20 protein-coding genes and 2 tRNA genes are annotated in these 15,590 nt (G+C 28.3%); 6 read left to right on the top strand and 16 right to left on the bottom strand.

Annotated features, from left to right (window positions below; genetic code table 4):
- Positions 1-89: 89 nt before the first annotated feature.
- The 4 genes from SCHIN_RS05275 to SCHIN_RS05290 form a co-directional block, all read right to left on the bottom strand.
- The gene (locus SCHIN_RS05275; RefSeq protein WP_166508584.1) at positions 90-587 is read right to left on the bottom strand and encodes a lipoprotein; all 498 of its coding nucleotides are present in this window, start codon (positions 585-587) and stop codon (positions 90-92) included.
- Positions 588-689: 102 nt separating this feature from the next.
- Positions 690-1,199: a lipoprotein gene (locus SCHIN_RS05280; protein WP_166508585.1), complete on the bottom strand. Its 510-nt coding sequence runs from the start codon at positions 1,197-1,199 to the stop codon at positions 690-692.
- A 113-nt stretch (positions 1,200-1,312) separates the two neighbouring features.
- Positions 1,313-1,870, bottom strand: a complete 558-nt coding sequence (locus tag SCHIN_RS05285; RefSeq protein WP_166508586.1) for a lipoprotein — start codon at positions 1,868-1,870, stop codon at positions 1,313-1,315.
- Positions 1,871-2,083: 213 nt separating this feature from the next.
- Positions 2,084-2,605, bottom strand: a complete 522-nt coding sequence (locus tag SCHIN_RS05290) for a lipoprotein (protein WP_166508587.1) — start codon at positions 2,603-2,605, stop codon at positions 2,084-2,086.
- Between the two features lie 118 nt (positions 2,606-2,723).
- Here SCHIN_RS05290 and SCHIN_RS05295 point away from each other — a divergent pair, with 118 nt between their 5' ends.
- The 3 genes from SCHIN_RS05295 (at position 2,724) to SCHIN_RS05305 (ending at position 4,598) form a co-directional block, all read left to right on the top strand.
- Entirely contained in the window at positions 2,724-3,164 is a 441-nt protein-coding gene (locus SCHIN_RS05295) for a hypothetical protein (protein ID WP_166508588.1), read from the top strand.
- 229 nt (positions 3,165-3,393) lie between these two features.
- Positions 3,394-4,011, top strand: coding sequence for a 30S ribosomal protein S4 (rpsD, locus tag SCHIN_RS05300; protein WP_166508589.1), 618 nt, complete (start codon positions 3,394-3,396; stop codon positions 4,009-4,011).
- A gap of 68 nt (positions 4,012-4,079) precedes the next feature.
- Positions 4,080-4,598 carry a GNAT family N-acetyltransferase gene (locus SCHIN_RS05305; RefSeq protein WP_166508590.1) on the top strand — a complete coding sequence of 173 codons (519 nt, stop codon included), beginning with the start codon at positions 4,080-4,082 and terminating at the stop codon, positions 4,596-4,598.
- A gap of 55 nt (positions 4,599-4,653) precedes the next feature.
- Here SCHIN_RS05305 and SCHIN_RS05310 read toward each other — a convergent pair whose 3' ends face one another.
- Positions 4,654-5,457 (bottom strand): SDR family NAD(P)-dependent oxidoreductase, encoded by an 804-nt coding sequence (locus SCHIN_RS05310; protein ID WP_166508591.1) that lies wholly within the window; start codon positions 5,455-5,457, stop codon positions 4,654-4,656.
- 1 nt (position 5,458) lies between these two features.
- Positions 5,459-6,121, bottom strand: coding sequence for a CDP-diacylglycerol--glycerol-3-phosphate 3-phosphatidyltransferase (gene pgsA, locus SCHIN_RS05315; RefSeq protein WP_166508592.1), 663 nt, complete (start codon positions 6,119-6,121; stop codon positions 5,459-5,461).
- Between the two features lie 163 nt (positions 6,122-6,284).
- Between pgsA and SCHIN_RS05320 the strand changes: the two genes are divergently transcribed.
- Positions 6,285-7,022 (top strand): DUF3800 domain-containing protein, encoded by a 738-nt coding sequence (locus SCHIN_RS05320; protein WP_166508593.1) that lies wholly within the window; start codon positions 6,285-6,287, stop codon positions 7,020-7,022.
- 10 nt (positions 7,023-7,032) lie between these two features.
- On the opposite strand, the gene SCHIN_RS05325 is transcribed toward SCHIN_RS05320, so the two are convergent.
- The 8 genes from SCHIN_RS05325 to ytpR form a co-directional block, all read right to left on the bottom strand.
- The gene (locus SCHIN_RS05325) at positions 7,033-7,773 is read right to left on the bottom strand and encodes a hypothetical protein (protein ID WP_166508594.1); all 741 of its coding nucleotides are present in this window, start codon (positions 7,771-7,773) and stop codon (positions 7,033-7,035) included.
- A 13-nt stretch (positions 7,774-7,786) separates the two neighbouring features.
- Positions 7,787-9,031: a tyrosine--tRNA ligase gene (tyrS, locus tag SCHIN_RS05330; protein ID WP_208057183.1), complete on the bottom strand. Its 1,245-nt coding sequence runs from the start codon at positions 9,029-9,031 to the stop codon at positions 7,787-7,789.
- Positions 9,031-9,531 (bottom strand): YtxH domain-containing protein, encoded by a 501-nt coding sequence (locus SCHIN_RS05335; protein WP_166508595.1) that lies wholly within the window; start codon positions 9,529-9,531, stop codon positions 9,031-9,033. Before SCHIN_RS05335 ends, tyrS begins: the two co-directional genes overlap by 1 nt.
- A 15-nt stretch (positions 9,532-9,546) precedes the next feature.
- Entirely contained in the window at positions 9,547-9,897 is a 351-nt protein-coding gene (locus SCHIN_RS05340; protein WP_166508596.1) for a hypothetical protein, read from the bottom strand.
- Between the two features lie 134 nt (positions 9,898-10,031).
- Positions 10,032-10,733, bottom strand: a complete 702-nt coding sequence (locus SCHIN_RS05345; RefSeq protein WP_166508597.1) for a hypothetical protein — start codon at positions 10,731-10,733, stop codon at positions 10,032-10,034.
- Positions 10,734-10,750: 17 nt separating this feature from the next.
- The gene (locus SCHIN_RS05350) at positions 10,751-11,740 is read right to left on the bottom strand and encodes a hypothetical protein (RefSeq protein WP_166508598.1); all 990 of its coding nucleotides are present in this window, start codon (positions 11,738-11,740) and stop codon (positions 10,751-10,753) included.
- Positions 11,741-11,764: 24 nt separating this feature from the next.
- Positions 11,765-12,814: a nicotinate phosphoribosyltransferase gene (locus tag SCHIN_RS05355; protein ID WP_166508798.1), complete on the bottom strand. Its 1,050-nt coding sequence runs from the start codon at positions 12,812-12,814 to the stop codon at positions 11,765-11,767.
- A complete protein-coding gene (ytpR, locus tag SCHIN_RS05360) occupies positions 12,808-13,389 on the bottom strand; it encodes a YtpR family tRNA-binding protein (RefSeq protein WP_166508599.1) in 582 nt (193 codons plus the stop codon). The genes SCHIN_RS05355 and ytpR overlap by 7 nt, the downstream gene beginning before the upstream one ends.
- 205 nt (positions 13,390-13,594) lie before the next feature.
- Here ytpR and SCHIN_RS05365 point away from each other — a divergent pair, with 205 nt between their 5' ends.
- Both SCHIN_RS05365 and SCHIN_RS05370 read left to right on the top strand, forming a co-directional pair.
- Positions 13,595-14,428, top strand: coding sequence for a DegV family protein (locus SCHIN_RS05365; RefSeq protein WP_166508600.1), 834 nt, complete (start codon positions 13,595-13,597; stop codon positions 14,426-14,428).
- A 45-nt stretch (positions 14,429-14,473) separates the two neighbouring features.
- On the top strand, positions 14,474-15,331 hold the full coding sequence (locus tag SCHIN_RS05370; RefSeq protein WP_166508601.1) for a DegV family protein: 858 nt from the start codon (positions 14,474-14,476) through the stop codon (positions 15,329-15,331).
- 44 nt (positions 15,332-15,375) lie between these two features.
- On the opposite strand, the gene SCHIN_RS05375 is transcribed toward SCHIN_RS05370, so the two are convergent.
- A tRNA-Trp gene (locus SCHIN_RS05375) sits at positions 15,376-15,451 on the bottom strand.
- A 40-nt stretch (positions 15,452-15,491) separates the two neighbouring features.
- A tRNA-Trp gene (locus SCHIN_RS05380) sits at positions 15,492-15,567 on the bottom strand.
- Positions 15,568-15,590: the final 23 nt, after the last annotated feature.

Genomic DNA, 15,590 nt, shown 5'->3' on the forward strand with positions numbered 1-15,590 from the left:
AGTCAATAAAAATGGCAATATTGTTAATTTTTTTCACTATTTGGCAATAAAAAAAATAATTCTAGTTATAGAATTATTTTGATCATATCCTATTCAGCTTTTGGTTGAGGTAAGTCTAATTTTATTTTATTAAGAGTAGAGTAAGTTATTTTTCCACTTGTAGGCACAGCATCTTCATACTTTACATCTTTACCAACAATTTTAATAACATAAATTGTAACTGTTTTATCATCTTTATTCCCTTCAGCTGTTAAAACATAGCTAGTTTCTTCATTAGAAACTAGTTCTTTAGTTTCTTTAAAGTAAGTTCCAAGTCCACCTTTTTCTTTATCCAATGAGTCTATAATTTGACCTTTTATAGATCCTTTAATAGTTACACCATCAATTTTTGGCATTTCTGGAGTTTTAAAGTCTAAATCTAATTTTCCATCAGCATTTGTATCTAAAGATGCTTCTTTTACAAAATCTTCGATTTTTTTATCATCAGCTCATGTAAGAGTTTCTACTTTATCACCACAAGCTACTACTGTAGCACTAGTTGTTGCTACAAGTCCTGTAGCTGCAAATAAACTTAATAATTTTTTCATATTGTTTTCCTTTCATCTCGCAAATTGCAAGGTATTAAAATAATACAAAAAAAAAGGCAAGATATTACACTCTAAAAGTGTAATTTCTTGCTAAAATTAACCTTATTTTGTCACTGGTAAAGTGATCACTATTTTACCAATAACAGAACCTGTTACACTCCCCGATTGTTTACCATCTTGAATCTTTACATCAAAATTTACTTTATTAACATAAACTGTTACTTTTGTAGCATCTTTCTTACCAACAACTGTTGTAGTGTAAGTGTTACCTTGGATACCTGAATCATCCTTTTTCTTATCATTTTTCAAATCCTTAGTTTCATTGAAATACGCTGTGATAAATCCTCACTCATCTACTGTTTCTCCCTCGATACTTCCAGTTGTTTTTACATCATCTATTTTATAATCTTTATCCCATTCTTCAGCTTTAGTATCTCTATCAATCTTTCCATCTCCATCTTTATCGACACTTAAAAGTTTTACTAGTTTTTTTAAGTTATCTTCTCCGTTTATAATAGTTAAGGTTTCTACTTTATCACCACAAGCTACTACTGTAGCACTAGTTGTTGCTACAAGTCCTGTAGCTGCAAATAAACTTAATAATTTTTTCATATTGTTTTCCTTTCTTATCTTGACTAAGATGTCTTGAATATTACAAAAAAAAAGAAAAAAGCAATTCAGACTACAAAAAAACAACCTTATATTAAAGATTGTTTTTGTAAAATTTATTCTGTTCCTGATGGAGTTTCTTCATTAGTATCTGGTTTAGATTCGGGTGTAGGTAATGTTAATTCATATTTACCAACTGTTTTTATTTTAATAGTTCCTGAAACATTTTCTACAGAGTCCCCGCTAACGTTATAAGTAAGACAAGAAATGTACATAACAGCCTTGCTTTCACCTTTAACTCCTATTAAAGTTGTAACATATAAAGGCCCTGTCATTGAATTTTCACCCATTTGCAAATCATCTTTAAGTTCCTTAGTTTGCATAAAGAATTCATTTGTATTTGTATTAACCGCAGTTCCTTTAAGTGTTCCAGTAACCTTTACTGAACCCATTTTAAATTGTGCAGCATATGTTTCATCTACCTCGTTATAATCTTTGTCTAATTTTCCGTCTCCATCTTCATCAATTTTTAATTTTGATACTAAAGTTTCAAGATTAAAATCATCTCCACCAACTAGAGATAAATCATTAACTTTATCTCCACAAGCAACTACTGTAGCGCTAGTTGTAGCTACAAGTCCTGTAGCTGCAAAAATTCCTAATAATTTTTTCATTGATATTTCCTTCTTTCTACACTAAAAAGTGCTTGTTTTGATTATATATTTATGAAAAAATGTGTTCAACATTGCTTTTAAAAGTAAAAAGTGTATATTCTGTGTTCGAACCCTTTTTATATGGGTTTTTACAAAAAATGTCATATAAAAAACCTTTTAAATTTTAATAAAATTTTATGAATTAAAAAGTGTGGTAAATCACCACACATTTTTTTAAACTAAACTTACTTTTAATTGATTTAAAGTTTTTAGATCAATTTCTCCTCCAGCAAGATACTCTTTTCCATCCTCTTCATCAATTTCAAAAAGTGCATTTGTTAATACAACTTCTACTAAATAAACATCAACTGAAGTTTCGCCCTTACTACCATATACTGTTATAAGATAAAATTCTGTTTTAGTCCCTGTCAAATCTTTGGTTTGTTTAAAGAATTGACTCACTTCTCTTTGTACAAACACTCCATCACCATCAAATCCACCAATCATTTGAATTGGTTCACCCAAAACTTTTCCTTTTACTGTAATTCCTCAACTTCCTTCAGAACTTTCTTCTGAATAACTTCTATCTAACTTTCCATCACCATCTTCATCCAGTTTAGCAGCTTTTACAAAGTCTTTATTTTGTCCTTCTTGTAATCAAGTTAAGCTTTCATATTTTGTTTCACATGACACAACTTGTGAAACACTTATTGCAGACAAACTTGTTGCTGCAAATAATCCTAATAATTTTTTCATATTTTATCCCCCTTTTTAACTTAAAAGTTATTTAAATTATTTCAAATTAATAGAAAAAAGCAAGAGAGTACTTAAAAATGTTATTATTTAAGTATATAGAGAGATTGTGGTGATTTTTATGAAAATAGGTCAAATTTTAGGTATAGAATACAACAACAATGATGAAAAACACATTGTTCCTTTCTTATTACTTTCAATTAATGAGGATAAAGCTTTAGCTGTACAATTTTCTTCAGTTGACGGACAAGGAAATTCTTATTACATCGAATTAAAACCAAATGATTTAATCCTTGATATGAGTCAATTTAATGGTTTAATTGCTTATGAAGATACAACAATTATTTCTAATCAAGATGGTGTAAAATATGTTTCTTTACCAGAATTGAATTATGTTTATTCACTTGATTTAAATATAATTGATGAAGACAAAGAACTTGTTTTAGAAACTTTAGATAAACAAAAATTTACAGAAATAATTAGAGCGTTACAAACTAATGGTTGAAATAATAACTTCCAAGAATCAATCGATAATATTGAACTACCAGGTCTTTTTTACTAAAAAAAGTTAGTAAAAAAGCAAATTTATTTCAAATTAGCTCAAAAAACATATATAATTAATCTTGGTAAATCTGCAAATAAGTATAATAAAAAAATTAGTTTATGAATTTACACCAGTAACTCTTGCAGAATGGAGCGAACATAAACTTCCTTTATTAGAACTTATAATTTTTTAATGATTTTCCACATATATTTAATAAAAAACTAAAGAAAAACAGGAGAAATTTTATATGTCAAGATATACAGGATCTACATTTAAAAAGGCTAGAAGATATGGTTTTTCAATCTTAGAAAATGGTAAAGAATTTTCAAAAGGTAAAAAAAGAACTACAGCTCCTGGTCAACACGGAGCTAGAAGAACTAAATTATCTGGTTACGGACAACAAATGCAAGAAAAACAAAAAGTTAAATTCATGTATGGTTTAACTGAAAGACAATTTAGAAATACTTACGCAAGAGCTAAAAAACTTTCAGGAATTACAGGTACTAACTTTTTACAATTATTAGAATCAAGATTAGACAACGTAGTTTACAGAATGGGATTATCTTTAACTAGACAAGGTGCAAGACAATTAGTAAGTCACGGTCACATTTTAGTTAATGGTAAAAAATTAGACATTCCTTCATACATTGTTAAACCTGGTGAAACTATTGCATTAAAAGATAAAATGCAAAAAAATGACAAAGTGGTTGAAGCATTAACATCAAACGCATCAACAGTTGAATTTGTTAAATTTGATAAAGCAAAATTCGAAGGTACTTTTGTTAGATTACCAGAAAGAAAAGAATTAAACCAAGAAATTAACGATGCATTAATCGTTGAATGATACAACCGTTTAATTAAATAATTAAAATTTTGATTAAAAGCATCTAAAATTAGATGCTTTTTTATTACACTAATAAGAGAGGTATTTTTATGAGAAAGTATTTTTTAACAACTTCAAGAATAGGATTTTCTACATGAAAAGAAAAAGACTTACCTTTAGCCCTCTCTTTATGAGGGCAACCAGAAGTAAGTCAATATGTTTCTGTTAGTGGGAAATTTAGTAACGAAGAGATTGAAGAGCGATTAAAGTTTGAAATGAGTAACTTTGAAAACTATAAAATCCAATATTTCCCCTTTTTTGATCTAGAAACAGAAGAGTTTATTGGTTGCTGTGGTTTAAAACCTTTTAATATAGAAAACAAAATCTATGAAACAGGATTCTACTTAAAAAAAGAATTTTGACATAAAGGTTTAGCTAAAGAAGCTTTTGGAGCAATTATAGAATACAGTTTTAATAAGTTAAAAGCAAAAGAATTAAGAGCTGGACATCACCCCTTAAATGATGCTTCTAAAAACTTATTAAAGAAAATGAATTTTCAGTATTTTCAAGATTCTTACTATGAACCAACAAATTTATTACACCCTCTTTATTATTTAAAAAACGAATAGTTTAAAAAACAAAAACACCAGCTACATTAGCTGGTGTTTTTATAATTTTGTTATATTATTTTCTTTTTCTTTGATAATTATAAACTGAACTTAGAACAATAGATTGTGGTGCAAATGAAGTTAATTTTTTAACAAATTTGTTTGTAGCACCAGTGATGATAAAGTTCTTTTTCTTAGTTTTTAATCCTGATTTTAAACTTTTTCTAGCATAAACACTAGTTTTCATAACTTTTACTGTAGATTTATATTTTGCATCTTTTTGATCACTACTTCTGTTTCAAAAATCAGTTTTTAATGGCCCTGGACATAAAGTAATTACTCTTACTTTAGATTTAGTTTTTTTAAGTTCTGTATTTACAGCCACTCCTAAACTTCATACATATGCTTTTGAAGCATAATATGAAGCAAAAACTGGAGCTGGTGTAAATGAAGCCATTGAACCTACATTTAAAACTCTTCCATAACCTTTTCTTTGAAATTCTTGTACAAATAGTTTTGTTAGAGCATGAAGTGATTTAATATTTAAATCTACCATATTCATTTCGCTCTCTAAACTACTATCTTGGAAATAACCTCAAACTCCATAACCTGCATTATTTATAACTATTTCTACATCAAATTCTTTAGCTTTATCAAATAACTTTTGGTTATTTTCAAAAATACTCATATCCATATTTCAAGCCTCTATTTTAAGGTTAGGATATTTTTCTTCTAGTTGTTTTAAACTAGAACAATCTCTTGCTACACCAATTATGTTGTAACCTATTTTTAACAATTCTTCACAATATGCATAACCAAGACCTTTACTAGCTCCAGTTACAATTGCATATCTATTTGGTTGAACTTTTATTTTTCCCATATTAATCTTTTTTTCTGTTTGATGTATCTAACAGAACTTTTCTATTTAAGTAAATATAGTTAAATGCAGATACGATTGAAAGAATTGTTGTTAAGTACATTGGAATCATAATTAATTGGTTTACAATGCCATATTCATCTCAAAAACCACTAGCATTTGTTTGTCCACCAAACATTCTAAATCCTGCAAAGAATAAAATTGTCATTCCAATCATTTCTGATGCTGCTCTATATTTTCCTAATTTGTTTGCAGACATAACGACAGTTTCTGTTGCCAAAATTTGTCTAACAACATCAATTATAAAGTCTCTACAAATTAAGATAACAACCATTCAAACTGGAATAATACCTGCAACTGCAAAAACTATTAATACTGCATTTGTTAATAGCTTGTCAGCTATTGAGTCAAAAAACTTCCCAAAAGTTGTAACTTGGTTGTAATGTCTTGCAACATAACCATCAAGTGCATCAGTTAAACAAGCTATAACAAATAATATTCCTGCAATTAAATATGTTACAGGTAAGCTATATTGTTTAAAGTCTATAGTTGTGTCAAAAACATTAAATAAAGTTGTGTTTCCTCCAAAACTAAATAAGATCATAAGTACTACAATAACTGGAATTAACATAATTCTTACCATAGTAATTCTATTTGCTCAGTTCATGTTTATTTCTCCTTTAAAATACTTTAATTATTATAATCTTTTTTGTTTTTTAATCAAATATAACCCCTATTTTTTCACTCTATTAAACCCCATATTGGTTGTTTTAAGTCAAAATTTGCTACTTAAATGTGGTATTATAAAGCAATAAGGGGACTTAAAATACATGGAGCAAATCTTTTCAGACAAACTTTATATCGCTTTAGATGAGAGTGGCAAGCTTAATCGAAACGATATAGGTAATTATTTTATTGTTGGTGGGTTTCTTTACAGTGATAAAGAACTTGTAAAATCAACAATAAGAAAAGTAGAGTTAGATATAAAAAATAAATACAATATCCCCAAGGATTATGAACTTAAAGGTAACAAATCTAATGAAATGGCAACAATAGATTTTATAAATGAAGTTTTTGCAGAATTGGGAAACAAAATAAAACCTGTTTTTTCTGTAATTGCAAGAAATGAACTTCCAGAACACTTTACTGTTAACGAAATGTTAGCTTACGATTTTTTCGTAAATAACTTGATTCGTTATTATTCAAAAAAATATAATTTTAAAGAACACTTTAAGGATATATTTGTATTGATGGATGAAAGAAATCTTAAAAAAACAGATTTAAACCAGCTAGAAAATCTTTTAAAAACTAATTTTATTGAAAAACCATTCAATATTACAACCTATTACTTATCAAGTAAATTAACTGATGTAATTAGGTTTGCAGACGTTTTGGATCATGTGGTATATACTTTCTACAATAATCCTGATTCAGAAAAAAATGCTCTTTATCAAACAAAAATAGATAAAGAAATTTTAAACAGATTTAAAAGTGGAACTATTTATTATCCATTTACTGACTCTTACTTTAAATCACTTGAAAAAATGAAAAAAAATGGTGCACAATAGTGCACCATTTTTAAATAGCTTTTACTTTGCTATTTTTATAGACATTTTCATTCAAAATGTTGTCGTATAGGTCTAGGTTAACCAAAAACCCAACTACTCCAGCATTAATTTTTGAAATTCTAACTACATCGTGTATTCAACCATACTCCTCAACACAATCTTCATAGTTAATAAGTTTATCTAGATTTAAAATATCATTGTATTTATCAAGAATACCTTTTGAAACTTCTACAATATCATCAATGTTTTCCATTGTTGACATTTTGTTTATGTCCTCAATAATGTTTTCTAAGTCTTTTGATTTTTTTAATCTATTTGGTAATTGTTCGTATTTTGCTTGTACATTCAACCCAATTGTTAAAACTTTTCTAACTGCAAACTTCTGGTTTATTTCGAAACCAGGTCTGTCACCATTTTTACTGATTAAATAATTAATATCATTTAAACAATCTAAAAGACTTTCGTAAGCAACATTAGCTGATGCTAATATAACTTCGTTTCTTGCAAAATCACGCACTTGTTCTCCTTCAGTGCTTAATTGTGATTGGTTTGCTTGTCTTAAGACATGAACTTTTTTCACAACTGCTTCAAAAAATTCTCTTAAATGTTCAACATCATTGATTTGTCAAAAATGTTTTTCATCATAAATAACTTCTGCCTCTTGACCTTCTATTTTGATTCTTTTAAATCAATCATTGTTGTAGTAGTTAGTGATATCTTCAAATGTTCTTTTAAAAATTTCTAAAACCATTATTCGTCCCTCACTAAATTAATTCTACACTATAATATTTTCTTTTTCCTTTTTTCACTATGACAATATTTTCCAAAGATGAAAATTTTTTTCCAACACTATCTTGCTCTGTAAATTCATTTTGTTCTAAAATTGTTATCGCTTTATCTCTAATTAATTCTCTAGCTTCTCTATTAGATGAAGCTATTTTTGATTCTACTAAAAATTCTATAATAGAAAGATCTGCTTTTGCTTTTGAATTAGGAATAGCTTGAATTACTATTTTTAAATCTTCAGAGTTTAATTCTGCCAATTTACCACTAAAGATTGCTTGTGTAATATATATTGCTCTTTCATAACCTTTTTGTCCGTGAACTCAAGTTGTCACTTCTTGCGCCAATCTTTTTTGTCCCAATCTTTTAAAAGGTTCTTTGTTATGTTCTTCTAAAATTGATTTTATTTCTTCAACTGGTAAAACAGTTAAATAATTAAATAAAGTTTCTAAATCTTGGTCTTCTTGATTTATGAAAAATTGGTAGAATTCATATTCATTAGTTTTATTTGCATCTAATCAAATAGCTCCACCTTCAGTTTTACCAAATTTAACTCCATCTTTTTTTGTTAAAAGATTCATAGTTATCCCACAAGCTTTTGAATTTTCTCTTCCAATTTTTGAAGCAATATAATCAGTTCCACTTGTTATGTTACCTCATTGATCAGAACCACCAATTTGTACTGTACAATTAAATTTTTCATATAAATTGAAAAAATCATATCCTTGTAACATTGTGTAAGAGAATTCGGTAATACTTAAACCTTTCTCTATTCTAGAAGCAATATTATCTTTTGCTAATAAATATGCTAAGTTAAAGTCTTTACCAATAATTCTTAAAAAATCGATAAGTGACATAGTAGATAATCAGTCAGCATTATTTGCAATTTTAACATTTGGAACTAGTCCTTTAATTTGTTTTTCAATTGCTTTAACATTTTCTCCAACTTGTTCTAGAGTCAATAATTGTCTTTCTTGACTTTTAAAACTTGGATCACCAATCATTCCAGTTGCTCCACCAATTATGGCAATTGGAGAAAATCCATGTTCACCAAATCTTTTTAAGTTTATTAATTGAATTAAATGACCAATATGTAATGAATCTGCTGTTGGATCAAATCCACAATAAACTCCAGCATTTGTTTCTTGGGCATTTTTAACTTTTTCTTCATTAGTGACTTGTTTAAGCAAACCCCTATCTTTTAGTTCTTCCAAAATAAACTTCATTATTTTTTCTCCTTAGCTATTTCAATAGCTTTTTTTGTATCTCCTTTTTCGTGAACATCTTCACTCATACTTGTTGATACATCTTTTACTTGTGCATAAACTTCATCAGCCTTATCAATAACATCCACTGTGATAATTGCAAGATCTTTTGCAATTTCTTTCATGTTATCTGATTTAACAATTTCTTTACCTATTTTTAAAGAAATGTCTCCAATTTTTAATAATGCTTTGTAAGCTAATTCTTTTGTTTTTGCAGCATCAAGTTCATCACTTGCTTGTTTTACTTTATCTAATTTCATTTCAACACTTGTTACAACTTCATCACTTTCGTTACCTTGTGATTTTTTTCAAGCTTCATCCATTGTGTTGATAAATTTATTAATTTGAGGACGATATTTTTTTAAGTAATCTACAAAATCACTTCTAAGTTCTATACCTTTTTTAGGAGCTAACATCATACCCAACGCCATTCAACTGACTAATTTAAATAATTTGAACATTTTTCAAATACCCCACTAATTTTCTGAATTGGCAAAATCTCTAAGTTTTTCTACCATTTTATATACAATATCTTTGTTTTTTGTGGCAACTTTAACTCATGATTTTACGTTTCTTTTTGCAAAAGCATCAAAAATATCAACGTAATTTGAGATACGAGCAACAGTATCGACTGTTGCATTTAACATTTCTGATTTATAAGTTAAATCTTCAAAGAAATAGTCAACTTTTTTTGCAGCTATTCCAACTTTTCTCATAGTTATAATTGTATATAATGAAAGAATTATAGCCACAATTAATAAAACTATAACTAAAGCTGTTTGAGTAGTGTTTAACCCTTCTGTTGCATAAAATAATATTGGTGTCATTGTTCGGTCTCCTTTAATAAATCATATAAATTATACAATACTCTCTACCATAAAAACAAATTTGTTTTTAACAATTGGAAATTGAACAATAATTGATACATTTTGGCCAAAAAAAAGGACCTTTAATAGGTCTATTAATCAATATCTTCCACTTCTTCTTCTCAAGATTTTGTTCTTTTTCTTTCTGGAAGATATGCATCTTTATCTGGTTGTACAAAATCAGAATCATTTTTGTGATCAGATCAGCTCATTTTATTAGAACCAGCATTTTTAATTAATTTTCTAGCTCTTTCAGTTTCTGCACTATATGCATTGTTATATATTTGTCTTCTTCTATCTTTAAGACTCATATTTGGGTCATAAGAAGAGTTAATTACTTCAATTTCTTCATGAATTTGTTTTAGTTTATTTACATAATCTTCTTTTAATTCTAAAGTTCTTTCAATAACTTCTTCATCATAACCTTTGGTTTTCATAACTTCAATTTTTTTATTAACTTTTGAAACCATTTTACTAATTTTGTGACCTTCTTTAAATAATTTTTTTTGGTCTTTTTGTAAAGTAACTTCTCTGGTTTTTAATTCTTGTTTTACTTCTTCAACAACCTCTTTTATATGAGTTTTTTCATCCTCACTAAAAGGTAGATTTTTTCTTTTTCTTGGTTTAATTACTTCGTGAGCTTCAGAAATTACTTGTTCTTCTACGACTTTTCTTTTTGGAACAAAGTAGTTTGTTGCACTATTTGCCTTTACTAAATCATCACTTCTTTTGATTTCTTCAAGTCTTTTTTTTGCATCATCACTAAGTAAATTTTGTTTTTCTTTTAAATCACTCATAATTTAACCTCCTTTAATTAATCTTTTTTTGTTGTAGAAGTTTTTCTTCTAGGTTTAATAATTTTTTCTTCACCTTCAACTGGTTTAACTTTTGGTGTTGTTTTTCTTTTTCTTGGTACAAGAGTTGCTACATCATCAGATTTGTTAGCAATTTTCTTTTGAGATTTTTCAATATAGGTTTCAAATTCTTTAAGTTTCTTTTCTAGAAACTCTTCTCTTTGTTTATCAGTTTCAAAGGTTTCAGTTTCGATTGTTAATATACTTAACTCTGTTTCCTTTTCTAACTTTTCGCTCATTATATTTTTTAGATCTAAAATTTTACCCTTTACTTTATCTTCAAGTTCTTGAAGTCTTGAAACACTTTTCTTTTGAGCTAAAAAGATATTTTCTTCTTTAACTTCTTCTTGCTCTTCAACGATTTGTGGTGTATAAGATGCTCTTAGACTTTCTCGTCTCTCTTGTGCTTCTCTTGAGAGTCTAAGTTTTCTTTCCAATTCAGTTTCAACAATTTTTTTAGTTATGTTTTCACTATGAAACTTTTTAGCTCTTTGTGCATAACTCTCTGTTTTAGACTTTGTTAAATCTGTATAAAGATCTGCATCAACCCCACCACTTCTCTTAAGTTGTTCGATTTTATGTAATTTTGCAATTACAGGGTCATTTTCAAGTATTTCATTTTGTAATGAACTAGATTTTTGTCTTGCTCCATTAATAATTGAACCCAATACTCCCCCAACTTTAGGTTCTTTTGGGATACCTATGTTTTTTCTCATTGCCTGTAACTTTTCAGCCACTTCGTCATTTTGTTTATTTTCACTTTGAGGCATATATTGTTTTGCAACTTCTTCAATACTTGGAGCTGGACCATCTTTACCATCTGTAAAGACAGGTTCCATATTTAAAAGTGGATCATCATTATATGTTCAGTGATTTGGTGCCCTATCTTCTTGTTGTTTTGCATAATCACTTAATTCCTCAACGTTTTTCTTCTTCTTAAATACCGCCATAATTTCGCCCCCCAAATTTTGCTATTATATATATTTTATACTTTTTATTCTATTTGAACTAATATTTTGTCTTCCAACTTTCGCTTGGTTTTTTCCATCAATTAAAACTAGATCTCCTGTGAAAGACACTTTATTTTTAGTTAAAGCTTCACCAACACCATAAATATCTACTGGTGTGTTTAGTTGTTCAAAATATTTAATTTTTTCTTCATCAAAACCTGAAGATACAATGATTTTTACATGATTGTAACCTTCTTTATCCAACTCTTCTCTTAGTTTTTTAACCAGAGTTGGATTTACACCATGTAATTCATCTTTTTCTTCTCTTAAGTCTTGTAAAGACTTATCTACCAATGCTTTTGAAGTGTCTAATCTTACAGCATATAAAGATTCTTTAAACTCTCTTGCAACTTTCAAACCATCAGTTACACAATCGTTATTGTAATCAATCAAAGATACTAGATTATTGTTTGGAAATGTCTCTTTATATGCTCTTGTAGCTTCAATGATGTCCCCATCAAATGAAGCTATTAAAGCGTGAGGCATTGTTCCATTTAAATTAGCTTCTAAATCAATGTATTCAAAACTTGCAGCTGTTACTAGAGAAGAAATACCCCCAACATATGATGCATAACCATCAATTTGTTGTGTTGAGTATATATCCATTCTGTCGTTCATATTTAAAACTAGTTTGCCATTTGCTGCATTTTTAACTCTAAAAGCGTTTGTTGCTACTGTTGAAGCTCTTGATAAAATACCATCAATTAAGCCTTCTAAGTATGCAAAATCACTGTATTTTCCAGTAATTTTTAATACTGGTTCATTTTCGTTTGCAATATCTCCATCATTTAAACCTTCAACAATTAAATTTTTAACACCACTATCTCTTAAAAGTTCACAAATCATTTCAATACCACAAATAACTGTATTATTTTTTCTTTGAAATCATTGCATAGTAACTTGTTGATTAGGTTTGTACTTATCTAAAATTTCTTTAGTTTTTTTAAAATAATCTGCACCATAATAATCGTCAAAAATTCTTTTGTCTAAGTTAAATTTTGTACTCACTACAATACCTCCCAAACAGATTTACCTATTTGACTGTCATCAACTTCAAGTTCGACAATTCCTTCATTGTTATATTTAGGATTTTCATAACCTAACTCTTTTAGACTGCATAACATTCCAAAAGATTCAAATCCTTTTAATTTACCTTTTAAAATTTGCATTCCATTTGGCATGAATGAGCCAATTGTTGCAAGACAAGTAAATGAACCTTTTCTTACGTTTTTAGCTCCACATACGATTTGTATTAATTCTTTTCCATCATTCACTTTACAAAGTGACAAATGTGTTCCTTCAATTGGTTCACACTCTTCAACTTTTGCAACAACAAATTGATTTTCAATGTTTTCAATTTTAATAATATCTTTTATTTCACTTACACAATATTGACTAAGTTCACTATCTTCTAAAAGATATTTTTTGTCTTTATCTATTTGAGGGTTGAAAATGTTTACCCCAATTATTTCTTTATCATTAAATAAAATTTCTTTGTTATCTTTTTTTTCACTACTTGTTACTGGTTTGTTTGAAAAACCAACCATTAAAGTATCAAACACTTTAACGTATTTTGTATATAGTTTCATTTCAATTCCCCCTCTAAAACACTTGGAATAACTTCAAAACAATTATATAATAAATAATGTCTTTTATAAAATGTAGCACAAATTTATGTGCTTCTATTAAGAAGAAACAATAAACTGGTTTTAAAACAATTGTATTATTTTGGTTTTAAACCCAAAAAGAGAATGCAATTATAAAGTTTAATATTAGATAGCAGGAGAGACACAAATGAAGATTGCAGTTGTAATAGATTCGTCAACAGGAATTAAAGATGTTGAAAATTATAAAGATTTATATTTAGTGCCATTAATGATAACAAAAGAAAACGGAGAACAAGTTAAAGATGATGAGAATCTTAGTTTTGATGAATTTTATGCATTAAATGACTCTCAATTACTGAAAACTTCTCAAACCGTTCCAGGTAATATGCTTGGAAAATGAGATGAATTACTGAAGACTTATAATCAAGTTATTTGTTTACTACTTTCAAAAGGTTTATCAGGTCAATACAATACTTTTAGAATGTTTTCACAGGAAGAAGAATACAAAGGAAAAGTATTTGTAATTGATACCAATGGAGTAAGTATTATTCTAAAGCGCCAAGTGCTACGAGCTTTAGAATTAAAAGAACAAGGTAAAAGTGGAGAAGAAATATTAAATATCATTGAAGAAGAAACAAAGAAATTTAACTGTTTCATTATCCCAAAATCTCTAGACCAATTGGTTAGAGGTGGAAGAATTAGCAAAGCCGCAGCAGGACTTGCAAAAATCCTAAAAATTACACCAATTTTAAAATATAATGGTGAAATTGATAAAGAAGACAAAACTAGAACTTTTAAAAAAGCTATAGAACAAGCAATTACACTACTAGATAAAAGATCAACAAACGATAAAAAAGTTATTGACCTATCTTATTCTAGAGTTGATAGCGAGGTTCTTGATATGGTAAAAGATTTAATAAAAGAAAAAGGTTTTGAATTAGGACTACTAGAAGAAATGCCAAACACTATTACTTGTCATACAGGTCGCGAAACATTTGCACTTGGAATATGAGACAAGTAATATAGTATTGTAACAAAGTAATAATCGAATGGAGATGAAAAAAATATGAAAATAGGAATACTTATGGATAGTTCATCAGGTTTAACTGATGAATTAATCAAAGGAACAAATATAAGTTACATACCATTACACATCATAATTAACGGGGAAATAGACTTCTTAGATACAAAAAAAGAACACGAAAAACATGATACATATAAAATTATTGCCGATAAGGGAGCTGTAACAACTAGTCAAGCTTCACCTGGGGAATTAATTGAAAAGTACCAAGAAATGTTAGAAAAATACGATCACGTAATTCACTTATCAATTAGTCCAAATTTATCAGGAATGTACCAAACAGCTGTTATGGTTTCAAACGATGATGAATTTAAAGGTAAAGTTACAGTATTTGAACATTATCTTGCAGCTAATGTTTTAAAAGAATTAGCACTTAAAATGAATCAAATGACTCAAAATGAAAATCTGACTATTGAAGATTACAAAAAAGAGGTAAATATTTGATCTAAAAAAAGTTGTTCAATTGTAATACCTGGAGATTTAGACAGATTAGCAAGCGGTGGGCGTGCTAAATCAGTATTGATTTCAATCCTTAAAATGTTAAAAACAAAAGTAGCAATCCAATGAGGTGAAAAACCTAAAAAAGTTGGTATGGGAAGAACTGTTGCATCACTTTATGATAAAGTTGTAAAAGCTGTTAAATCAACAGCTGGTGCAGACTGTAAATTAATATTTGTTTATTCACCAGCTACTTCTGAAAAACTTATAGAACAAATCAGAAATAAAATGAATGAAGTAAATATTTCTTACACAGAAGAACAAATTCCTTCTCCATTTACTTGTCATGCAGGAGTTGAAACTGTAGGTTTCCTTGCAATTGATAAAAAACTATTAGCAAAATAGAAAAAGACAATTCTTTTAAAGAATTGTCTTTTTTTGATTCAAATTGGCAGGGGTAGCAGGACTTGAACCCACGACACTCGGATTTGGAGTCCGATGTTCTACCAACTGAACTATACCCCTAAATATAAAAAACCTGCCAATAGCAGGTTTTGATTCTTTTTGGCAGGGGTAGCAGGACTTGAACCCACGACACTCGGATTTGAAGTCCGATGTTCTACCAACTGAACTATACCCCTATTTACAACTTTATTATTATACA

It is taken from the genome of Spiroplasma chinense, assembly GCF_008086545.1.
Lineage (GTDB): Bacteria > Bacillota_I > Bacilli_A > Mycoplasmatales > Mycoplasmataceae > Spiroplasma_A > Spiroplasma_A chinense.